Origin of the sequence: Pseudomonas laurentiana (assembly GCF_014648275.1) — a bacterium.
In the GTDB taxonomy this organism is placed as follows: Bacteria; Pseudomonadota; Gammaproteobacteria; order Pseudomonadales; family Pseudomonadaceae; genus Aquipseudomonas; species Aquipseudomonas laurentiana.
This window is the reverse complement of sequence record NZ_BMQU01000009.1, coordinates 78,856-98,609: the sequence shown is the minus strand read 5'-3', so window position 1 is coordinate 98,609 and position 19,754 is coordinate 78,856. Positions and strand designations below refer to the sequence as shown.

The 19,754-nt window shown below is 60.5% G+C and carries 18 protein-coding genes; 6 read left to right on the top strand and 12 right to left on the bottom strand.

The window, feature by feature from the left end:
* Positions 1 to 2: 2 nt before the first annotated feature.
* Positions 3 to 440, bottom strand: coding sequence for an Lrp/AsnC family transcriptional regulator (locus tag IE038_RS11365; protein ID WP_163936951.1), 438 nt, complete (start codon positions 438 to 440; stop codon positions 3 to 5).
* Positions 441 to 571: 131 nt separating this feature from the next.
* Here IE038_RS11365 and IE038_RS11360 point away from each other — a divergent pair, with 131 nt between their 5' ends.
* Together IE038_RS11360 and IE038_RS11355 are read left to right on the top strand one after the other, a co-directional pair.
* Complete coding sequence (locus tag IE038_RS11360; RefSeq protein ID WP_189395645.1) at positions 572 to 1,480, top strand: DMT family transporter; 909 nt, start codon at positions 572 to 574, stop codon at positions 1,478 to 1,480.
* 31 nt (positions 1,481 to 1,511) lie between these two features.
* A complete protein-coding gene (locus IE038_RS11355) occupies positions 1,512 to 2,441 on the top strand; it encodes a class I SAM-dependent methyltransferase (protein ID WP_163936954.1) in 930 nt (309 codons plus the stop codon).
* On the opposite strand, the gene IE038_RS11350 is transcribed toward IE038_RS11355, so the two are convergent.
* The 9 genes from IE038_RS11350 to gcl form a co-directional block, all read right to left on the bottom strand.
* Positions 2,438 to 2,761 carry a DUF3077 domain-containing protein gene (locus IE038_RS11350; RefSeq protein WP_163936957.1) on the bottom strand — a complete coding sequence of 108 codons (324 nt, stop codon included), beginning with the start codon at positions 2,759 to 2,761 and terminating at the stop codon, positions 2,438 to 2,440. The two genes, IE038_RS11355 and IE038_RS11350, sit on opposite strands and share 4 nt — an antisense overlap.
* 922 nt (positions 2,762 to 3,683) lie before the next feature.
* Positions 3,684 to 4,682, bottom strand: coding sequence for a sulfate ABC transporter substrate-binding protein (locus tag IE038_RS11345; RefSeq protein ID WP_163935643.1), 999 nt, complete (start codon positions 4,680 to 4,682; stop codon positions 3,684 to 3,686).
* 92 nt (positions 4,683 to 4,774) lie between these two features.
* Positions 4,775 to 5,599, bottom strand: a complete 825-nt coding sequence (locus tag IE038_RS11340) for an ion transporter (RefSeq protein ID WP_163935646.1) — start codon at positions 5,597 to 5,599, stop codon at positions 4,775 to 4,777.
* A 45-nt stretch (positions 5,600 to 5,644) separates the two neighbouring features.
* Entirely contained in the window at positions 5,645 to 6,532 is an 888-nt protein-coding gene (locus IE038_RS11335; protein ID WP_163935649.1) for an urea transporter, read from the bottom strand.
* 98 nt (positions 6,533 to 6,630) lie between these two features.
* Complete coding sequence (gene pyk, locus IE038_RS11330) at positions 6,631 to 8,046, bottom strand: pyruvate kinase (protein WP_163935652.1); 1,416 nt, start codon at positions 8,044 to 8,046, stop codon at positions 6,631 to 6,633.
* Positions 8,036 to 9,316, bottom strand: a complete 1,281-nt coding sequence (locus IE038_RS11325; RefSeq protein WP_189395644.1) for a glycerate kinase type-2 family protein — start codon at positions 9,314 to 9,316, stop codon at positions 8,036 to 8,038. The genes pyk and IE038_RS11325 overlap by 11 nt, the downstream gene beginning before the upstream one ends.
* A 143-nt stretch (positions 9,317 to 9,459) precedes the next feature.
* Entirely contained in the window at positions 9,460 to 10,353 is an 894-nt protein-coding gene (locus tag IE038_RS11320; protein WP_163935655.1) for a 2-hydroxy-3-oxopropionate reductase, read from the bottom strand.
* Between the two features lie 66 nt (positions 10,354 to 10,419).
* Positions 10,420 to 11,202: a hydroxypyruvate isomerase gene (gene hyi / locus IE038_RS11315; protein ID WP_163935658.1), complete on the bottom strand. Its 783-nt coding sequence runs from the start codon at positions 11,200 to 11,202 to the stop codon at positions 10,420 to 10,422.
* Positions 11,203 to 11,259: 57 nt separating this feature from the next.
* A complete protein-coding gene (gcl, locus tag IE038_RS11310; RefSeq protein ID WP_189395643.1) occupies positions 11,260 to 13,035 on the bottom strand; it encodes a glyoxylate carboligase in 1,776 nt (591 codons plus the stop codon).
* Positions 13,036 to 13,292: 257 nt separating this feature from the next.
* Between gcl and IE038_RS11305 the strand changes: the two genes are divergently transcribed.
* Complete coding sequence (locus tag IE038_RS11305; protein ID WP_163935661.1) at positions 13,293 to 13,733, top strand: GlcG/HbpS family heme-binding protein; 441 nt, start codon at positions 13,293 to 13,295, stop codon at positions 13,731 to 13,733.
* A 34-nt stretch (positions 13,734 to 13,767) separates the two neighbouring features.
* Here IE038_RS11305 and IE038_RS11300 read toward each other — a convergent pair whose 3' ends face one another.
* On the bottom strand, positions 13,768 to 14,376 hold the full coding sequence (locus tag IE038_RS11300; RefSeq protein WP_163935663.1) for a TetR/AcrR family transcriptional regulator: 609 nt from the start codon (positions 14,374 to 14,376) through the stop codon (positions 13,768 to 13,770).
* Positions 14,377 to 14,530: 154 nt separating this feature from the next.
* On the opposite strand from IE038_RS11300, the gene IE038_RS11295 reads away from it, so the two are divergent.
* A complete protein-coding gene (locus IE038_RS11295) occupies positions 14,531 to 15,439 on the top strand; it encodes a DUF808 domain-containing protein (RefSeq protein ID WP_163935666.1) in 909 nt (302 codons plus the stop codon).
* A gap of 37 nt (positions 15,440 to 15,476) precedes the next feature.
* Here the strand turns inward: IE038_RS11295 and IE038_RS11290 are convergent, their stop codons facing one another.
* Positions 15,477 to 17,423: an LTA synthase family protein gene (locus IE038_RS11290; protein ID WP_163935669.1), complete on the bottom strand. Its 1,947-nt coding sequence runs from the start codon at positions 17,421 to 17,423 to the stop codon at positions 15,477 to 15,479.
* Positions 17,424 to 17,681: 258 nt separating this feature from the next.
* Between IE038_RS11290 and IE038_RS11285 the strand changes: the two genes are divergently transcribed.
* Both IE038_RS11285 and IE038_RS11280 read left to right on the top strand, forming a co-directional pair.
* Positions 17,682 to 17,987 (top strand): hypothetical protein, encoded by a 306-nt coding sequence (locus IE038_RS11285; RefSeq protein WP_163935672.1) that lies wholly within the window; start codon positions 17,682 to 17,684, stop codon positions 17,985 to 17,987.
* 66 nt (positions 17,988 to 18,053) lie between these two features.
* Positions 18,054 to 19,730, top strand: a complete 1,677-nt coding sequence (locus IE038_RS11280) for a phosphoethanolamine transferase (RefSeq protein ID WP_163935674.1) — start codon at positions 18,054 to 18,056, stop codon at positions 19,728 to 19,730.
* Positions 19,731 to 19,754 lie beyond the last annotated feature (24 nt).

Sequence of the window (19,754 nt, the reverse complement as noted above, 5' to 3'; positions counted from 1 at the left end):
CGTCAGTTCATCGGTGGTAAACGGCGCTTGACCGGCGTCTTCTTGACGATGGCGGTGTTGGTCTCGGCATGGCTGTTGAGGCGGTCGAGCAGGGTGTCCAGTTGCTCCATCGAGCGCACATGCAGGCGGGCAATGAAGCAGTCATCGCCGGTCACCTTGTCGCACTCAGTGAACTCGGGGATGGCCTGGATCTGCCGCTCGACCTCCTGCAACTGACCGGGCAGCGGGCGGATACGCACAATGGCCTGCAACTGGTAGCCAAAGCTGCGTGGGTCGACCTCCACCGTATAACCCTTCAGTACGCCGCGCTCTTCCAGGCGGCGCAGGCGCTCACTGACACTCGGCGCCGACAGCCCGCTGAGTTGGGCCAGGGCCTTGAGCGAGCGCCGCGAGTCATCCATCAAGGCGTTGATCAGCAGTTGGTCGATGTCGTCGGTCATATCCACCTCGTTAGGCAAAAAGGAAAAAGTGCCTTGATAAAAAAGGTCTGTGCCGAGTTTAGCCTGCTTTTTCATCTGGAATGGTCGGCCCGGCGCTCGTCATACTTTGTCCATCGTTTCGGAGGTGAGTGATGGACAGTTCAATACGTCGTAGATCGTTGGAAATGGTCGCCGCCATGTTGATTTCGGGGACCATCGGCTGGTTTGTGCTGGTGTCCGGGCAACCGGTGTTGGATGTGGTGTTCTGGCGTTGCGTATTCGGTGCCGGCACCTTGCTGGTGATTTGTGCACTGTTCGGCTTCCTGCGCCCCGGCATCCTCAGCCGGGCTACCTTCGCCCTGGCGGTGCTCAGTGGCGTGGCCATCGTCGGCAACTGGGTGCTGCTGTTCGCCTCCTATTCGCGGGCGTCGATTGCCATCGGCACTGCGGTGTACAACGTCCAGCCGTTCATGCTGGTGGCTCTGGCCGCCCTGTTTCTCGGTGAGAAAATCACCCTGCCGAAGGTGTTCTGGCTGAGCATTGCCTTCGCAGGCATGCTGGCAATCGTGAGTGCTCACGGCGGTCAGCAAGGGTCGGGTGACGATTACCTGGCGGGTATTGGCCTGGCCTTGGGGGCGGCGTTCCTGTACGCCGTTGCGGCGTTGATCATCAAGCGGCTGAGCGGCACGCCGCCACACCTGATCGCACTGATTCAGGTCTGCTCCGGTGTGTTGCTGCTGGCGCCCTGGGCCAACACAAGCGGGTTGCCGCACGACACGAGCGAACTGGCCAGCCTGGTGACGTTAGGTATGGTTCATACCGGGCTGATGTATGTGCTGCTGTACGGCGCCATTCAAAAACTGCCGACCGCCCTGACCGGCGCCTTGTCGTTCATCTACCCGATTGCGGCGATCTTCGTCGACTGGCTGGCGTTTGACCATCGCCTGAGCCTGCTGCAGTGGCTGGGTGTCGCCGCGATCTTGCTGGCAGCAGCCGGCATGCAGCAGGGCTGGTGGTTCAAGCCGGCAAGGCCAGCGCCCAGGGTGGGGGAGTCGGGTTAGAATAGGCCGCTTTACAGCCTCGATCCTTGCCATGACTTCTGTTATCGACACCCTGCGCGAACACCTGCTCGACGCCCTCAACCCCGCTCCGGCCGAAACCCGGCGCCTGTTCCATGGCCGCGGTCGTTGCTGGCCGGGGCTTGAGCAGATCACCGTCGACTGGTTGCAAGGCGTGGTGTTGGTGTCATTGTTTCGTGAGCCGCCTGAGGGCCAATTACCGGCCCTTGAGCAGATGCTGCTGGCGCTAGCTGCAGGCCCGCAGTGGCCCGGGCAGGCAATTCTGATTCAGCACCGCTATCTGCCGGACAGCCCGGGGCATTGGCTGCTGGGCACGCCAAGCGAGCATTGGCTGATTGACGAAGACGGCCTGCGCTACAAGCTCGACCTGGGCCTGAAGCAGAACACCGGGCTGTTTCTCGACATGCGCCATGGCCGTCGCTGGGTGCGTGAACAGGCAGCGGGCAAGCGCGTACTGAACCTGTTTGCCTACACCTGCGGTTTTTCCGTGGCAGCAATTGCCGGTGGCGCCGAGCAGGTGGTCAACCTCGACATGGCCAAGGCCGCCTTGAGTCGTGGGCGCGAAAACCACCGGCTTAATGAGCATGAACTGGCGCGGGTGAGCTTCCTCGGCCATGAGTTGTTCAAGTCGTGGGGCAAGGTGCGCAAGGGCGGCCCCTATGACCTGATCATCATCGACCCGCCGACCTTCCAGGGGGGCAGCTTTGTCCTGACCCACGACTACAGCAAGATCCTGCGCCGCTTGCCGGAACTGCTGACTGAGCAAGGCGTGGTGCTGGCGTGCGTCAACGACCCGGCCATTGGCCCTGAGTTTCTCATTGATGGCATGGCGGCCGACGCGCCGGAACTGCATTTTGTCGAGCGCCTGAGCAACCCGCCGGAGTTTCCCGACAACGATCCGGCGGGTGGCCTCAAGGCACTGGTATTTGCCCGAGGCGTCTAGTGGTTCTGCGCTTCGCGGTGCTCGTTCAGGTTGTGGCTTTCGATGCCGTCGAGCACGGCATCGATCAGCCCTTTGGCCATTTGCACCGAATGCAGCGTGCTCCAGGCAAAACCACGGCCCGTTTCATCGGTGTACTGCACGGCCTGAGGGCACGTATCGATGGCGCATTTGAGATAGAGAGCCGCATGGACCAGTGCGTCTTCAGCACTGATGCCCGGTCGCACGGTAAACAACGGCGGGTGCCCTTCGCACTCGCCAAAGGTGGTTTCGGCTGTTTGGGCGAAAAGGAACGCGGGGGGATCGGGGACGATTTTTTTCATGGTGAACTCCTGTATTGAACTGGAGCTACCACCGGAGCCGTCGCCAAACGAAAGGGTGGCAGCTGTACGCAGGTTGGCGAACCGGTCAACACAGGAAATCCGGCAGGGCCGAAGCCCTCCCGCGCACAGCCACCATAAAAACGACGCAGACGTCTATCACGCCAACCATCGAAATCGGGGCATCTCTGCATATATTCCCGGGTCGCCAAACCCGATCGCTGAAACGTCAGCGACCGTTCGAGACTACGTGCGAAGCGCTTCCCCGTGCAATCACTCGAGGCGGACAGGGGTTGTAGGATAATTCCTAAAGCTGGATTCGGCCATCAAGGTGAGGGGGACTATGTGCACCCTGTGGGAGTTGGCTTGCCAACGATTGCCGACACCGCGCACTGACTGACACCCCGCCAAAGCCATCGCAGGCAAGCCTGCTCCCACAGAGAATGCAGTGTTCCTGGAGTCGTAATGGAGCTGCCACATGCTCGTCGCCAAACGAAATGGGTGGCAGCCGTGTGCAGGTTGGCGAACCGGGACGACACCAGGATAACCCGGCAGGGCCGAAGCCCTCCCACACACGGCCACCATAAAAACTGCACTTATGCCTGCTGGCATCTGCGCGCTCTAATGGTTGCTCGTTGGTATCGTTTCCCGGGTCGCCAAACCCGATCGCTGAAACATCAGCGACCGTTCGAGACTACGTGCGAAGCGCTTCCCCGTGCAATCACTCGAGGTGGACAGAGGTTGTAGGATAATTCCTGTAGCTGGATTCAGCCATCAAGGTGAGGGGGACTATGTGCACCCTGTGGGAGTTGGCTTGCCAACGATTGCCGACACCGCGCACTGACTGACACCCCGGCAAAGCCATCGCAGGCAAGCCAGTTCCCACAGAAAATGGGTGTTGGCTTGCCAGCGATCAAGGCGTTGCTTACTGCCCGGTGTAGATCTGGTCGAAGACGCCGCCGTCATTGAAGTGGGTCTTTTGCACGGTGCGCCAGTCGCCGAAGGTCTTCTCTACCGAGAGGAAGTCGACTTTCGGGAAGCGGTCGGTGTATTTGGCCAGTACGGCAGGGTCTCGTGGGCGCAGGTAGTTGTTGGCAGCGATTTCCTGAGCCTCGGGCGACCACAGGTACTTCAGGTATTCCTCGGCGGCGGCACGGCTGCCTTTCTTGTCGACCACTTTGTCGACCACGCTCACCGGTGGCTCGGCTTCGGCTGAAACGCTCGGGTAGATCACTTCAAACTGATCGCGACCGAATTCACGGGCAATCATCTCGGCTTCGTTCTCGAAGGTCACCAGCACGTCGCCAATCTGGTTGGTCATGAAGGTGGTGGTGGCGGCACGGCCGCCGGTATCGAGCACGGGGGCCTGTTTGAACAGCTTGCCGACAAAGGCCTTGGCCTTGTTCTCGTCGCCACCGTTCTTCAGCACATAGCCCCAGGCCGAAAGGTAGGTGTAGCGGCCGTTACCCGAGGTTTTCGGGTTGGGCACGATCACCTGGACGCCGTCCTTGAGCAGGTCTGGCCAGTCTTTCAGGGCTTTCGGGTTGCCCTTGCGGACAATGAACACGGTGGCCGAGGTGAAGGGTGCGCTGTTGTTCGGCAGGCGGGTCACCCAGTTCTCTGGAACCAGTTTGCCGTTGTCAGCCAAGGCATTGATGTCGGTGGCCATGTTCATGGTGATGACATCGGCAGGCAGGCCGTCGATCACCGAGCGTGCCTGTTTGCTCGAACCGCCAAAGGACATCTGTACGGCGATTTTCTCTTTGTGCTCGGCTTCCCAGTGCTTTTGGAAGGCGCTGTTGTAGTCCTTGTAGAAGTCGCGCATCACGTCATAGGAGACGTTGAGCAGGGGCGGTGCGGCCTGGGCCAGGTTGCCCAAGGCCAGGCCTGCGGCGAGAAGCGAGGCACTGAAGAGTTTTTTCACTGCGCATTCCTTGTTCTAGTGGGGTTGAAGGCATGATGCCCGCGACTATAGCGGTTCGGCCTTAGTCGATAAAAGATTAAAAAGTGATTTGTTTATTCGCTTTTCTTGAACAGCGCATTGCCACAGCGTGAGCAGAATGCGGCGTCTTGTTCGTGGTTGTCTTTTGGGCAGACCGGGCAGCGGTGTTGCAGTTTTTCACCGCGCATGGCGTTGGCCAGTTCGGCAGTGAAGATGCCGGTAGGCACGGCGATGATCGAGTAACCGGCAATCATCACCAGTGACGAGAGCATCTGCCCTAAAGGGGTTTTCGGCACAATATCGCCGTAGCCGACGGTGGTCAGTGTGACGATGGCCCAGTAGATGCCTTTGGGGATGCTGGTAAAGCCATGGTCCGGCCCTTCAATCACGTACATCAGGGTGCCAAACACTGTAACCAGGGTAGAAACGCTGAGCAGAAAAACGATGATTTTCTGTCGGCTGCCTTGCAGGGCCGCGAGCAGGTAGTTGGCCTGTTTGAGGTAGGGCATCAGTTTGAGTACCCGGAAAATCCGCAGCATTCGGATCACTCGGACAATCAACAGGTACTGTGCGTCGCTGTAGTACAGGGCGATGATCCCAGGCACGATCGCCAGCAGGTCTACCAGGCCGTAGAAGCTGAAGGCATAGCGCAGCGGTTTGGGCGAGCAGTACAGGCGCAGGATGTATTCGACCAGGAAAATGGCGGTGAAGCCCCACTCCAACGTCGTCAGCAGCCCGACATAGTTGCGGTGTATCTCGTCGATGCTATCCAGCACCACGGTCACCAGGCTGGCGAGAACGATCAGCAACAGGATGCTATCGAAGCGTCGGCCCGCTGGGGTATCGGTTTTGAAAACAATGATGAAGAGCTGTTCGCGCCAGCTCATTGGGGTGTCCATAGGCTCGTTCCATTGGATAACGGAACAGAGCCTAGGGGTTGGGTCTTAGCGGTGCAAGCGACGTGAGCCGTGAGCAAGCGGCTGGCGCGATGCCCGAATACCAACATGCAGTAACCAGCACGCCAAAATGAACGGTGCAGTCAGGCCGGGGACGGCCAGGTGGGCGAAGCCGGGTTGCAGCAGGATCGCCAGGGCGATGGCCAGCAGTGGGCGCCAGGGCTGGCTTCGGGTCTGGCTGAAGGCCAGCGCGGCGAGCGCGGCGTTGAAGCCATAGAGGCCATTGAAGACGGCATTGGTTTCAGCGCCGACAAGCAGTGCCACGCTGCCGCCGAGGGCCGAACCGAGCAGGGCCCAGGCGGCGGCGTAACGGTTGGCGATCAGCAGGCCGAGGGCAATCAGCACGCCGGCCAGGGGCTGATCGAGGAGGAATATCTGGCCCAGGCCACGGGCGAGGGCGAACAACGGGTTGCTATCGACCGCTGTGCTGCTTGCGGTCGGTTCACTCATTGCCAGGGCCGCCCAGCCTAACAGTACGAACGGTGTGGTATAGGCCGGCAGCAGGCTGTTGGGCCCGGTGCGCTTGAGCCACTGGTGGACGAGCATGCTGCTCAAGCCACCTGCGGCAATGATCAGTGGCGGCAGGATCGCCGTCCAGGGTAATGCGTGGCTGAGCAGCAGGCCGATCAGGACCCCGTTGTAGCTGTACAGGCCCGATTGTCGGTCACTGCGGGTGTAGCCTCGGCGTTGGGCGGTGAGTAACCCGGCCAGGGCGCCGAGCAGGGCGCCGCCGATCAGGTCGGGGGCCGTCAGCAGGATTGCCAGCAGACAGCACAGGCCACACAGCGGGTTGCACTGCAGCAGTACCTGGCTGAAGCCGTTGAGCAAGGCGGTGGCCCAGTCGGGGCAGGGGTTTACGAAATGCTTGGTGTACATGGCAGTCGGTCTGGGGTGGAACGTATTTTGGGGTGGCCCTATCGCAGGCACGCCTGCTCCCACACACCTGTAGGAGCAGGCGTGCCCGCGATGTGCTGTCAGATCAGGGTTTCGATCCGCAGCGAGTTAGTCGATCCCGGCTTGCCAAAAGGCACACCGGCGGTGATCAACAGGGTGTCGCCACGTTCGGCCATGCCCTGCGCCTGAGCGATTTCCAGTGCGGTGGAGCAGACTTCGTCAACCTGGCGCAAGCGGTCGTTGACCACCGAGTGCACGCCCCATGCAACGGTCAGGCGGCGTGCGGTGTTCAGGTTCGGGGTCAGGTTGAGGATCGGTGAGCGTGGCCGCTCGCGGGCGGTGCGCAGGGTCGAGTTGCCCGACTCGCTGTAGTTCACCAGCACGGCAATCGGCAGGATGCTGCTGATGCGCCGGATCGCGCAACTGATGGCGTCGGACACGGTTGCCTCGGCCTGGGGCCGGCCGACATCGAGCTGGGCCTGGTAGTCCGGGCCGCTTTCCACCTGGCGGATGATCTTGCTCATCATCTGCACGGCTTCGAGTGGATAGTCGCCAGACGCGGTCTCGGCGGAGAGCATCACTGCGTCGGCACCTTCGGCTACCGCATTGGCAACGTCGGTGACTTCCGCACGGGTCGGTGCCGGAGAGAAACGCATCGATTCGAGCATCTGGGTAGCCACCACCACGGGTTTGCCCAGTTGTCGGCAGATACCGATGATGCGCTTCTGGATGTGCGGCACGCTTTCGGCAGGCACTTCTACACCCAGGTCACCCCGGGCCACCATGATCGCATCGCTCAGTTCGGCGATGGCCTGCAGTTGGGTGACTGCCGAGGGCTTCTCGATCTTGGCCATCAGGTAGGCGCGGTCGCCGATCAGCTCGCGGGCTTCGCGAATGTCCTCGGGGCGCTGGACGAACGACAAGGCCACCCAGTCCACGCCCAGGTCGAGGCCGAAGGCCAGGTCGCGACGGTCTTTTGCGGTCAGTGGGCTCAGGTCCAGTACGGCCTGTGGCACGTTGACGCCTTTACGGTCAGACAGCTCGCCACCGTTGAGTACTTGGGTGTCGATGGCGTCAGCGTGCTTGGCGGTTACTTGCAGGCGCAACCTGCCGTCGTCGACCAGCAGGTCCATGCCTGGTTCCAGCGCGGCGATGATTTCCGGGTGTGGAAGGTTGACCCGGCGCTGATCGCCCGGGGTTGGGTCCAGGTCAAGGCGCAGTGCCTGGCCGCGTTGCAGTTGGACCTTGCCTTCGGCAAAGCGGCCAACGCGCAGCTTGGGCCCTTGCAGGTCCATGAGGATGCCCAGCGGGTAGTTCAGTTGTTGCTCGACTTCGCGGATCCACTGGTAGCGTTGGGCGTGGTCGGCATGTTCGCCGTGGCTGAAGTTGAGACGGAAGATGTTCACCCCGGCCTCGACCAGTTGACGAATGTCGTCGATGCCAGTGGTCGCGGGGCCGAGGGTGGCGAGGATTTTGACTTTTTTGTCAGGCGTCATAGTGGGCAGTCTCAAGAATCAGGATGGCGCGGAAGTCGTTGACGTTGGTCCGGGTCGGTTCGGTAACGATCAAGGCGTCGAGCGCGGCGAAGTAGCCGTAGCCATTGTTGTTGTCCAGCTCGTCGGCGGCCGAGAGGCCCAAGGCCTCGGCGCGGGCATAGCTGTCGGGGGTCATGAGTGCCCCGGCGTTGTCTTCCGAGCCGTCAATGCCATCGGTGTCGCCCGCCAGGGCGTAGACGCCAGGCAAGCCTTTCAGGCTGTCGGTCAGGCTCAGGAGGAATTCGGCATTGCGTCCGCCACGGCCATTGCCGCGCACGGTCACGGTGGTTTCACCGCCGGAAAGGATCACGCACGGCGCAGGCAATGGTTGGCCATGCTGGACGATCTGCCGGGTGATACCGGCGTGAACCTTGGCCACTTCCCGGGACTCGCCTTCAAGGTCGCCGAGGATCAGTGGATTGAAACCGGCCCGGTGCGCTTTGACCGCCGCCGCTTCCAGTGACTGCTGGGGGCGCGCGATCAGTTGGAAGTGGCTGCGGGCCAGGGCGGGGTCACCGGCCTTGACGGTTTCCGAGGCAGGGTTGTTCAGCCAGTCGATGACCGCCGCGGGTGCCTGGATGTTGTAGCGCTTGAGAATCGCCAGCGCTTCTGCCGAGGTGCTCGGGTCGGCCACGGTCGGGCCGGAGGCGATGACCGTGGCCAGATCGCCCGGTACATCGGAAATCGCATAGGTGTAAACGGTCGCTGGCCAGCACGCTTTGGCCAGACGGCCGCCCTTGATCGCCGAGAGGTGCTTGCGCACGCAGTTCATCTCGCCGATGGTCGCGCCGGATTTGAGCAGGGCCTTGTTGATCTGTTGCTTGTCGGCCAGGGTCAGGCCTTCAGCCGGCAGTGCGAGCAGGGCCGAACCACCGCCAGACAGGAGGAATATCACCCGGTCGTCGGCACTCAGGTCACTGACCATCGCCAGCACACGCTTGGCCACTGCCAGACCGGCGGCATCGGGTACCGGGTGGGCGGCTTCGACCACCTCGATTTTCGAGCAGCTGGCGCCATGGCCGTAACGGGTGACGACCAGGCCGGAGACCTCGCCCTGCCAGTTTTTTTCGACGACTTCGGCCATGGCGGCAGCGGCTTTGCCTGCACCGATGACGATGACGCGACCGGTGCGATCACTGGGCAGATGGGGTTCAAGGACGTGGCGCGGGTGGGCGGCTTCAATGGCCGTGGCGAACAGTTCGCGCAGAAAGTGTTGCGGATCGACCGACATGGCAGGCTCCCAATCGTGTTGTTCTGTGTCTGTCTGAGAGGGCGGTGTCGTCCGGAATCGCCGCCAGGGTCGGCGCGGGCAGGGCGCCCCTGGCGGCGATGAGGGCCGTAGTGACGACACCTCATCTCACGGTGAAGCGGGTCTTACTTGTCGCCACGGATCGAAAAGTTGGCCATGTGTTCCAGGCCTTTGATCAATGCCGAATGGTCCCAGTTTGCACCACCGATGGCGGCACAGGTACTGAACACCTGTTGGGCGTTGGCGGTGTTGGGCAGGTTGATCGACAGCTCTTTGGCGCCTTGCAGGGCCAGGTTCAGGTCTTTCTGGTGCAGGCTGATACGGAAGCCTGGGTCGAAGGTACCTTTGATCATGCGCTCGCCATGTACTTCAAGGATCTTCGAGGAGGCAAAACCGCCCATCAGGGCTTCACGCACCTTGGCTGGGTCCGCGCCGTTCTTGGCGGCGAACAGCAGCGCTTCGGCAACGGCCTGGATGTTCAGGGCGACGATGATCTGGTTGGCCACCTTGGCGGTTTGGCCATCGCCACTGCCGCCGACGCGGGTGATGTTCTTGCCCATGGCCTGGAACAGCGGCAGTGCGCGCTCGAAGGCATTCGGGCAACCGCCGACCATGATGCTCAGGGTCGCGGCTTTGGCGCCGACTTCGCCACCGGATACCGGTGCGTCGAGGTAGGTGGCGCCAGTGGCCTTGATTTTCTCTGCGAAGGTTTTGGTCGCGGTCGGCGAAATCGAACTCATGTCGATGACGACTTTGTTCGGGCCAACACCGTAAGCCACGCCGTTCTCACCGAACAGGACAGCGTCGACCTGTGGGGTGTCCGGGACCATGACGATGATGAACTCAGCTTCCTGAGCGACTTCTTTCGGGTTGGCCAGGGCCACGGCACCCGCAGCGAGCAGTTCAGCCGGGGCGGCGTCGTGGTGGGTGGAGACGAACAGGCTGTGGCCTGCTTTCTGAAGGTTCTGAGCCATTGGGCGGCCCATGATGCCAGTGCCGATAAATCCGATTTTAGCCATGAAAAATGCCTCTTATAGTTGTATGCATGCGGCCGGCGCGCAGCCCCATGGGGGCGTGAGTGCGCGTTAGAGTGCGTTGTGGGTCTTCAGCCAGACCAGACCGGCTTCAGTGGTGGTCAGTGGCTTGTACTCAGCGCCGACCCAGCCCTGGTAGCCAATACGGTCCAGGTGCTCGAACAGAAAGCGGTAGTTGATTTCGCCGGTGCCCGGTTCGTGACGGCCCGGGTTGTCGGCCAACTGGATGTGGTTGATGCGCGACAGGTGGGTTTCCATCGTGCGCGCCAGGTCACCTTCCATGATCTGCATGTGATAGATGTCGTACTGCAGGAACAGGTTGCTGCTGCCCACGGCGTCCTGGATTTCCAGCGCCTGTTGGGTGGTGTTCAGGTAGAAGCCGGGGATGTCGCGGGTGTTGATCATCTCCATCACCAGCTTGATGCCCTCGGCCTGGAGCTTTTCGGCTGCGAACTTCAGGTTGTCGATGAAGGTTTTCTTCACCGTGGCGCAATCCGGGCCTTGTGGGCGAATGCCTGCCAGGCAGTTGACCTGGGTGTTGCCCAGTACCTTGGCGTAGGCAATGGCCAGATCGACACCGGCACGAAATTCTTCAACACGGGCCGGGTCGCAGGCGATTCCGCGATCACCCTTGGCCCAGTCGCCAGCCGGCAGGTTGAACAGCACTTGGGTCAGGCCGTTGGCGTCCAGTTGCTGCTTGATTTCAGCCGAGCTGTAATCGTACGGGAACAGGTATTCGACCCCGGTGAACCCGGCATCGGCAGCCGCTTTGAAGCGGGCGAGAAAGTCCTGTTCGGTGAACAGCATGGACAGGTTGGCGGCGAAACGTGGCATGGTTGTCTCCTTGCAAAGTAGGGCCCGCTGCCACTGGGGCAGGGGCCGCTTGTGCGATCAGTCGAGCAGCGAAATCGCAGTCGGTGCATCGTCGCCGACCAGCGCCAGGTCTTCGAATTCGTTGACCGCGTTGATTTCAGTACCCATGGAAATATTGGTCACGCGTTCGAGAATCACCTCGACCACAACCGGTACCCGGAACTCTTCGGCCATCTTCTGGGCCTTGAGCAGGGCCGGCGCGATCTCGCCCGGTTCAGAGACGCGGATAGCCTTGCAGCCCAGACCTTGAACCACGGCAACGTGGTCAACACCATAGCCGTTGAGCTCCGGCGCGTTGAGGTTCTCGAACGCCAGCTGTACACAGTAATCCATCTCGAAGCCACGTTGGGCCTGACGGATCAGCCCCAGGTAGGAGTTGTTCACCAGTACGTGGACGTAAGGCAGATTGAACTGCGCGCCGACGGCCAGTTCTTCGATCATGAACTGGAAGTCATAGTCGCCGGACAGGGCGACGACCTTGCGGGTCGGGTCCGCCTTGACCACGCCCAGCGCAGCCGGAATGGTCCAGCCCAGTGGGCCGGCCTGGCCGCAGTTGATCCAGTGACGTGGCTTGTAGACGTGGAGGAACTGGGCGCCGGCAATCTGCGACAGACCGATGGTGCTGACGTAGCAGGTGTCTTTGCCAAATACCTGGTTCATTTCCTCGTATACGCGCTGTGGCTTGACCGGCACGTTGTCGAAGTGAGTCTTGCGGTGCAGGCTGGCTTTGCGCTGTTGGCAGTCTTTCAGCCATTCGCCACGGCACTTGAGCTTGCCGGCGGCTTTCCACTCGCGGGCCACTTCCAGGAACATGTCCAGCGCGGCGCCCGCGTCCGAGACGATACCCAGGTCCGGGTTGAACACACGGCCGATCTGGGTGGGTTCGATGTCGACGTGGATAAAGCGACGACCTTCGGTGTAGACGTCAACGGAACCGGTGTGGCGGTTTGCCCAGCGGTTGCCGATGCCCAGCACCATGTCGGATTTGAGCAGGGTGGCGTTGCCGTAACGGTGCGACGTCTGCAGACCGACCATGCCGACCATCTGTGGGTGATCGTCAGGGATGATGCCCCAGCCCATCAGGGTTGGAATCACTGGAATGCCGGTCAGCTCTGCGAACTCAACCAGTTTCTCGCAGGCGTCGGCGTTGATGATGCCGCCACCGGCGACCAACAGCGGGCGCTCTGCGCTGTCGAGCATGGCCAGGGCCTTCTCGATCTGTACGCGGTTGGCTGCAGGCTTGTGTACGGGCAGTGGCTGGTAGGCCTCGATGTCGAATTCGATTTCGGCCATCTGCACGTCGAATGGCAGGTCGATCAGTACAGGGCCTGGGCGACCGGAACGCATTTCATAGAAGGCTTTCTGGAAGGCGTAAGGCACTTGGCCGGGTTCCAGAACGGTGGTCGCCCACTTGGTCACCGGCTTGACGATGCTGGTGATGTCGACGGCTTGGAAGTCTTCCTTGTGCAGGCGTGCGCGAGGTGCCTGACCGGTGATGCAGAGGATCGGGATCGAGTCTGCCGAGGCGCTGTACAGGCCGGTGACCATGTCGGTACCGGCTGGGCCGGAGGTGCCGATGCACACGCCGATGTTGCCGGCCTTGGTACGGGTGTAGCCCTCGGCCATGTGCGAGGCGCCTTCAACGTGGCGAGCGAGGACGTGATCGATACCGCCGACTTTTTTCAACGCCGAGTACAGCGGGTTGATCGCTGCGCCCGGGATGCCAAAAGCGGTTTCAACACCTTCGCGGCGCATCACCAGAACGGCTGCATCAATTGCTCTCATTTTGCTCATGGTTTTGTGCCTCATTGGTTTTGTAATTGTATACAAATGGCTTTGCGTCAGAGTGTATTCACGGTATGTGGCTCTGGTCAATCCATTTTCATCGGCTGCCAGTGCTTTGCTCTTCGTGCCGCTAGAAAAGGCATTTTGTCCGATTGTTATCAGCTGGCGAAAATTATTGTATACAAAAATATTCTCCATTGTGTTCTATTTGTCGTATTGGATTTTCACTTGCCCCTCTGGGCTTCTAACAACAAGAGGACCTGTCCATGAACGCTCTGACCTTGAAAGTCGCTGTCAGCCTGATAAACGGCGCCATTGCTGCCGGGCGCAAGATCTCGGCTGCACCCTTGACCATTGCGGTGCTCGATAGCGGTGGTCACTTGCTGGCCCTGCAACGTGAAGACGGCGCCAGCCTGCTGCGTCCGCACGTGGCGACGGGCAAAGCCTGGGGCGCGATTGCGCTGGGCAAGGGCTCACGCCTGCTGGCGCTGGACGCACAGCAGCGCCCGGCATTTTTCGCCGCGCTCAATGGCCTGGGCCAGGGCGCGGTGGTTCCGGCGCCGGGTGGGGTGTTGATCCGCGATCAGCAGGGCGTGGTGCTGGGGGCGATCGGTATCAGTGGCGATACCTCGGACATCGACGAGCAGTGCGCGATCAGTGCGATCGAAGCGGTTGGGTTGACGGCGGATGCAGGCGTGGCAGCCTGAGGATAGCGGCGGGTTTACCTGCAATAGCCGGGTTTCAGGCGTCTGGTGCGCAGCCCTTGAGCACCAGGCGAATGATGGTCTGGGCTGCCGCTTCATAGTCAGCATCGTCCAGCTTGGCTTTGCCGGTGACGACAGAGATCTGCCAGTCGAAATCGGCGTAGGTCTGGGTTGCGGCCCAGATGCTGAACATCAGGTGATGTGGGTCGAGCGGGGCGATCTGGCCGCGTTCGATCCAGCGCTGAATGCACGCGATGTTGTGCCGGGCCTGCAGGTTGAGCTGTTCGACCTGGGTCGGGCTCAGGTGCGGGGCGCCATGCATGATTTCACTGGCGAACACCTTGGAGGCAAAGGGCAGGTCGCGCGATATGCGGATTTTTGAGCGAATGTAGGCGCTCAACACGTCCTCGGGTTCACCCTCGGCATTGAACGGGGTGGAGGCCTGCATGATCGGCTCGATAATGCTTTCCAGGACTTCGCGGTAGAGGTTTTCCTTGGATTTGAAGTAGTAGTAGACGTTGGGCTTGGGTAGCCCCGCCTTGGCCGCGATATCGCTGGTTTTGGTGGCGGCAAAGCCCTTTTCGGCGAACTCTTCGCTGGCTGCGCGCAGGATCAGCTCTTTGTTGCGCTCGCGGATGCTGCTCATGATTGGCGCTGTTCCTTGTGTCGGACCGCAGGCGGCCCAGGCCTGGGCAGGCGGTGCCGCATGGTAGCACCGGGTTTGCGCGAGGCTCAAGGCTGCCACTTTCACGCACAGTCACGCTATGCTTTCGGCCTTTGAACACTCTGGATACGCAAGCATGGCAGGAAGCAGTCTACTGGTGTTGATCGACGATATCGCCACGGTGCTGGACGACGTCTCGGTGATGACCAAGGTCGCGGCAAAAAAGACCGCCGGGGTTTTGGGCGATGATCTGGCGCTCAATGCCCAACAGGTCAGTGGCGTGCGCGCTGACCGGGAGTTGCCGGTGGTATGGGCCGTGGCCAAGGGGTCGTTGTTGAACAAGGTGATTCTGGTGCCGGCGGCACTGGCAATCAGTGCGTTCATTCCATGGGCGGTGACCCCGTTGTTGATGGTCGGCGGTGCTTACCTGTGTTTTGAGGGCTTCGAGAAGCTGGCCCACAAGTTTTTTCACAGTGCAGCCGAGGACGATGCCGGGCATGCGGCCCTGAGCGAGGCGGTGGCTGATCCGTCAGTCGATCTGGTGGCCTATGAGAAGGACAAGATCAAAGGCGCCGTGCGTACCGATTTCATCCTGTCGGCGGAAATCATTGCCATCACCCTCGGTGCAGTCGCCGCTGCGCCGTTGACGCAGCAAATCATCGTGTTATCGGGCATCGCCTTTGTCATGACCGTAGGGGTGTATGGGCTGGTTGGCGGGATCGTCAAGTTGGATGACTTAGGCTTGTGGCTCACGCAAAAATCCGGACGCGTCGCCCAGGCGATCGGCAAGGGTATTCTGCAGGCGGCACCGTACCTGATGAAGGGCCTGTCGGTGGTGGGCACGGCGGCGATGTTTTTGGTCGGTGGCGGGATTCTGGTGCATGGCGTTGCGCCGTTGCATCACGCCGTTGAAGCGTTCAGTGAAGGGCGGGGCGGGGTGCTGACGTCAAGCCTGCTCAATGGCGGCGTGGGTATTCTTGCCGGTGCCGCCGTACTGGCGGTGGTAGCACTGACCAGCAAGCTCTGGCGGGCGGCAAGAGGCTGAGTACGGCGCCCTGTCAGCGGGCGCCGTGTCGGTTCAGTCAGTTTTTACCTGCGGTCTTCTCGCTCTCTTCGGGTACCCAGTCGAGCAGGTGGTGCTTGAAGCCATAGCTGGCCGCCTGGTAATAGCTGATCGCGCGCTTGATCAGCGGGTTGTTGCTGTCACCCACGACCTCACGGCTTTCGCCCAGGGCCTGCTCATGAAGGCGCAGGCCGTCGCGTGGGCTGAGGATGGCCAGGTCCTGGCCATCGAACAGGCCCAGGTGCTGGTAGTTACCGATCAGTACGCGTGGTGGCAGTGCGTCTTCAAGCATCAGGTTGCGGCCGAAGAAGGTTGAGGTATAGCTCATGTTCAACAGGCCGAGCAGGGTCGGCGCCAGGTCGATCTGGCTGGCCAGTTTCGATTCCTCACGGGCGTCGATCAACTTCGGCCCGTAGATGAACAGCGGAATCTGGTAGTTGCGAACCGGCAGGTCCTCTTTACCCGCGCTGCCAGCGGTATGGTCGGCAACGAAGATAAACAGGGTGTTGTCGAACCACGGCTTGCTGCGCGCCTGTTCAAGGAAGCGACCGATGGCGTAGTCGGTGTACTTCACCGCGCCTTCACGGCCATCGCCAGACGGGATGTCGATGCGACCGTCGGGGTAGGTGTACGGGCGATGGTTGGAGGTGGTCATCAGTTGCAGGAAGAACGGCACCTGGTTGGCGAAGTCGGCGTCAGCCAGCTGCATCGCCTGGTTGTAGAGGTCTTCGTCCGACATGCCCCAGGCGTTCTTGAAGCTGATATCGCTCTCTTTCACGCTGCTCTGGTCAACCACCCGATAACCGTTGCCGCTGAAAAACGCGTTCATGTTGTCGAAGTAGCCACGGCCACCGTAGACGAACACGCTGTCATAGCCCGCTTCACTCATGTGCTGGCCGAGGCTGGCGAAACCGCTCTCGCGGCCCACACGCTTGACGATCGAGCGGCCAGGGGTTGGCGGAATCGACAGGGTGATGGCTTCCAGGCCCCGGTCTGTACGAGTGCCGGTGGCATAGAAGTTGTTGAAGTACAGGCTCTGTTTGCGCAAGGCATCCAGGTTAGGGGTCAGGTTGCGGTTATCACCGTTGCTGCCCATGTACTTGGCACTGAAGCTTTCAATGGTCACCAGGACCACGTTAGGTGTACGCGCCGGGGCATTGCTGGTGATCGTGCGGCGAATATCCAGGGGTTCCTTGCCGACGAAACTCGCAACGGGTTCGCGCAGCTCGTTCTGGATCTGTGTGGTGACATCCTGCTCGGGCAGGCTGCTGTAGAACTGCGGGTAATCGAGTTCGTTGTTGCGGAACGCCGCGAAGAACTGGTAAGGGCCGTTACTGGCCAGTTCACGTTGGTAGGCATTGCCACCTTGGCCGCGCGGGCGGTCTTGATCGATCACCTGCACGCAAAGCCCGGCCAGCACGGCCAGCACGGCAAAGCTCATCAGGCGCTGGCGAAAGGCGGGTATCGGTGCGTTCAGGGCCTGCTTGAGCGGAGCGCGCAGTGCAAGGCTCAGGGCGATGGCGATAACCGCCAGGACACTCAGCAGCAGGCCGATAGGGTAGGACTCGAGGATGTTGTTCAACACTTCATCGGAATAGACCAGGTAGTCGACGGCGATGAAGTTGAAGCGCACACCGAATTCGTCCCAGAACAGCCACTCGGCAACTGCCGTGAACAGCATCAGGAAAACGCTCAGGACCATGATGCCCTGCAGGAACCACTGATGTGCCCGCGAGCGCCACAGCCGTGCAGGACACAGCAGCAGGTACAGGCCCAGCGGCAATGCGGCGTAGATCAGGAAGCTCAGGTCGTATAGCAGCCCGATACCAAAGATCGAGAAGACATTGCTTCCGGCTTCATTCAAGTGGCTGAAAAACAGCACGCCTCGGGTGAGTAGAAAAATCGCAAGCCACACTGAGGTCAGTAGCAGCAGGTAGCGCTGGGGCGCTGATTGTGGAGCGCGCATATGAATTCCTTTTGTCTTTCTTGAAGCCCTGGCCTTTGCAGGCAAAGCAGTGTCGCAGCCGCTGTTGCGGCGGTGTTGTGGTCGCGTGTTCATGCCAACCGCGAAACATAGCAGGTTCAACGAGAAAAAAACGTCAAGACACTGCTAGGCAGGGGCAAAAAACTGAACTACGCTCGGGGGCTGCAACACACGCACATGGAATGTGTGAATGATAATAAAAGTTGTTCGCGATGTCGTATCGCGTAAGGGAGCACGCTTATGCTCGGTAGTGCCTTGGCCTACGGTGTGTATCATTTGAGCATCTATATGTTTGCAGCATTGGCATGGTTGTGCCTTTGTTTGCTACTGACCTTCAATGCGCATGTGCTTTTTCCGCAATGGGAAAGGCTTGGCCGTTGGACAATTCCAGTACTGGCGTTGGCAATCTGCCTTGGATTGCTGGTGATCGATGTCCTGAAAATTCTGGATAAATCCATTGTGATGGCCGGCTTGATTGTCATCGGCCTGTTGTTGCCGATGCTGGCATTCGGCGTGGCATACCGTCGCTTGCGCGCCACGTGGTAAGTCATGCACAGGCGCTTCATCGCGCCGGGTTTATGTAACGGACATATACGCTGTCAGGAGACGTTTGTGAGTTCGTCGGTAAAGTTTGAACGCGACTTTTCGCCGCGTTCCCGTTCAATACAAACAACAGTCTTGTTGTTGCTGGTATCGCTGTGGTTAACCCTGGTCTTGAATTTTACCTTCTGGCGAGCGGTCTGGCAGGCCGTCGGCGGTTGGAATAACGAACACCTGCTCTTTTTATTCAGCCTTCCGCTATTTGTCTTTCTTTGGAATTACCTGTTGTTGAACCTGCTGGCCTGGGGACGGTTGACCAGGCCCGTACTTGTCGTGGTCATCCTGGTTTCTGCAGTGGCCAGCTTCTTCATGAGCCGGTACGGCATAGTGATTGACTATTCAATGGTCATGAACGTGCTGCAGACCGATCAGGCAGAGGCGTACGACCTGCTGGGTGTCGACGTGTTGCTGTGGGTGCTGTGCCTGGGCATCCTGCCGGCGATCATCGTCAGCCGCGTTCCGCTGACCAAGCAACGCTGGACGCGTGCCGGCGCGATAAAACTGTCGGGCATGCTGGCAGCCCTTGCGGTGATAGGTGTCATTCTGGCTGTCGCGTATCAGTCTTATGCATCGCTGCTAAGAAACCACCGCGACCTTCGGTTGATGCTGGTCCCCTCGAACGTTGTAGGGGCCATTCATGGTTACGCCAAACGGCAGTTGCGTACGTCGGTAGCCTTTGAACAGGTTGGCCTGGATGCAGTTCAAGCGACCGATGTCGGCCATCCTGGGCGGCACAAGGTGCTGGTGCTGGTCATCGGCGAAACGGCCAGGGCTGCCAACTTTTCGCTCAACGGCTACCCGCGGGTGACCAACCCGGCGTTGCCCGATCAGGGCGTGGTCAGCTTTACCAATGTCAGTTCCTGCGGCACAGCCACGGCCATTTCCCTGCCGTGCATGTTCCTGGATGTCGGGCGTGCGAACTACAAGACATACCAGGCACACAATCGCGATGGGGTGCTTGATGTGCTGCAGCGTGCGGGTGTTGCGGTGCTCTGGCGTGACAACAATTCGGGGTGCAAGGGCGCCTGTGATCGCGTGCCCAGCGAGGATGTGTCACACCTGAGTGTGCCTGAGCTCTGTAATGCCGACGGCTGTTTCGATGAGGTGCTCTTGCATGGCTTGGCCGAACGCATTGACCGCGCCACGGCCGATACGGTCATTGTCTTGCACATGGAAGGAAGCCACGGCCCGGCCTACTACAAACGCTACCCGGCAGCATTTCGTCGATTTACCCCGACTTGCGATACCGGCCAGCTCGACACGTGTGCGAATGACGCCATTGTGAACAGCTACGACAACTCGCTGCTGTACACCGATCATGTGCTGGCGCGTCTGGTCGAGCTGCTCAAGGGTAAGGAGGATCGTTTCGATACCGCAATGCTGTATGTCTCCGATCACGGCGAGTCGTTGGGTGAGAAGGGTGTTTACCTGCATGGGTTGCCCTACGCCATGGCCCCTCGTGAGCAAACGCAGGTACCGATGGTCGTCTGGTTGTCACCGAAGCTGTCTGCGCAAAGCAAGGTGTCAATGGGCTGTCTGGATCAGCAGCGAGGCGTCACGTTGTCCCATGACAACCTGTTCCATTCCGTGCTGGGCCTGATGAAAGTGCGTACGTCGGCCTATCGCAGCGAGCTCGACCTGTTCCAGCCATGCGCTGCTGCTCGGGTAGCAGTCGCCGCTGAGGGTTGACTCGGGCTGTGCCAGGGCTGCGAC

What these genes read in the sequence shown, in the direction of transcription:
- IE038_RS11365 (WP_163936951.1), bottom strand. Translation starts at nt 440, where the DNA reads ATGACCGACGACATCGACCAACTGCTGATCAACGCCTTGATGGATGAC.
- IE038_RS11360 (WP_189395645.1), top strand. Translation starts at nt 572, where the DNA reads ATGGACAGTTCAATACGTCGTAGATCGTTGGAAATGGTCGCCGCCATG.
- IE038_RS11355 (WP_163936954.1), top strand. Translation starts at nt 1,512, where the DNA reads ATGACTTCTGTTATCGACACCCTGCGCGAACACCTGCTCGACGCCCTC.
- IE038_RS11350 (WP_163936957.1), bottom strand. Translation starts at nt 2,761, where the DNA reads ATGAAAAAAATCGTCCCCGATCCCCCCGCGTTCCTTTTCGCCCAAACA.
- IE038_RS11340 (WP_163935646.1), bottom strand. Translation starts at nt 5,599, where the DNA reads ATGGACACCCCAATGAGCTGGCGCGAACAGCTCTTCATCATTGTTTTC.
- IE038_RS11335 (WP_163935649.1), bottom strand. Translation starts at nt 6,532, where the DNA reads ATGTACACCAAGCATTTCGTAAACCCCTGCCCCGACTGGGCCACCGCC.
- pyk (WP_163935652.1), bottom strand. Translation starts at nt 8,046, where the DNA reads ATGACGCCTGACAAAAAAGTCAAAATCCTCGCCACCCTCGGCCCCGCG.
- IE038_RS11325 (WP_189395644.1), bottom strand. Translation starts at nt 9,316, where the DNA reads ATGTCGGTCGATCCGCAACACTTTCTGCGCGAACTGTTCGCCACGGCC.
- IE038_RS11320 (WP_163935655.1), bottom strand. Translation starts at nt 10,353, where the DNA reads ATGGCTAAAATCGGATTTATCGGCACTGGCATCATGGGCCGCCCAATG.
- hyi (WP_163935658.1), bottom strand. Translation starts at nt 11,202, where the DNA reads ATGCCACGTTTCGCCGCCAACCTGTCCATGCTGTTCACCGAACAGGAC.
- gcl (WP_189395643.1), bottom strand. Translation starts at nt 13,035, where the DNA reads ATGAGCAAAATGAGAGCAATTGATGCAGCCGTTCTGGTGATGCGCCGC.
- IE038_RS11305 (WP_163935661.1), top strand. Translation starts at nt 13,293, where the DNA reads ATGAACGCTCTGACCTTGAAAGTCGCTGTCAGCCTGATAAACGGCGCC.
- IE038_RS11300 (WP_163935663.1), bottom strand. Translation starts at nt 14,376, where the DNA reads ATGAGCAGCATCCGCGAGCGCAACAAAGAGCTGATCCTGCGCGCAGCC.
- IE038_RS11295 (WP_163935666.1), top strand. Translation starts at nt 14,531, where the DNA reads ATGGCAGGAAGCAGTCTACTGGTGTTGATCGACGATATCGCCACGGTG.
- IE038_RS11290 (WP_163935669.1), bottom strand. Translation starts at nt 17,423, where the DNA reads ATGCGCGCTCCACAATCAGCGCCCCAGCGCTACCTGCTGCTACTGACC.
- IE038_RS11285 (WP_163935672.1), top strand. Translation starts at nt 17,682, where the DNA reads ATGCTCGGTAGTGCCTTGGCCTACGGTGTGTATCATTTGAGCATCTAT.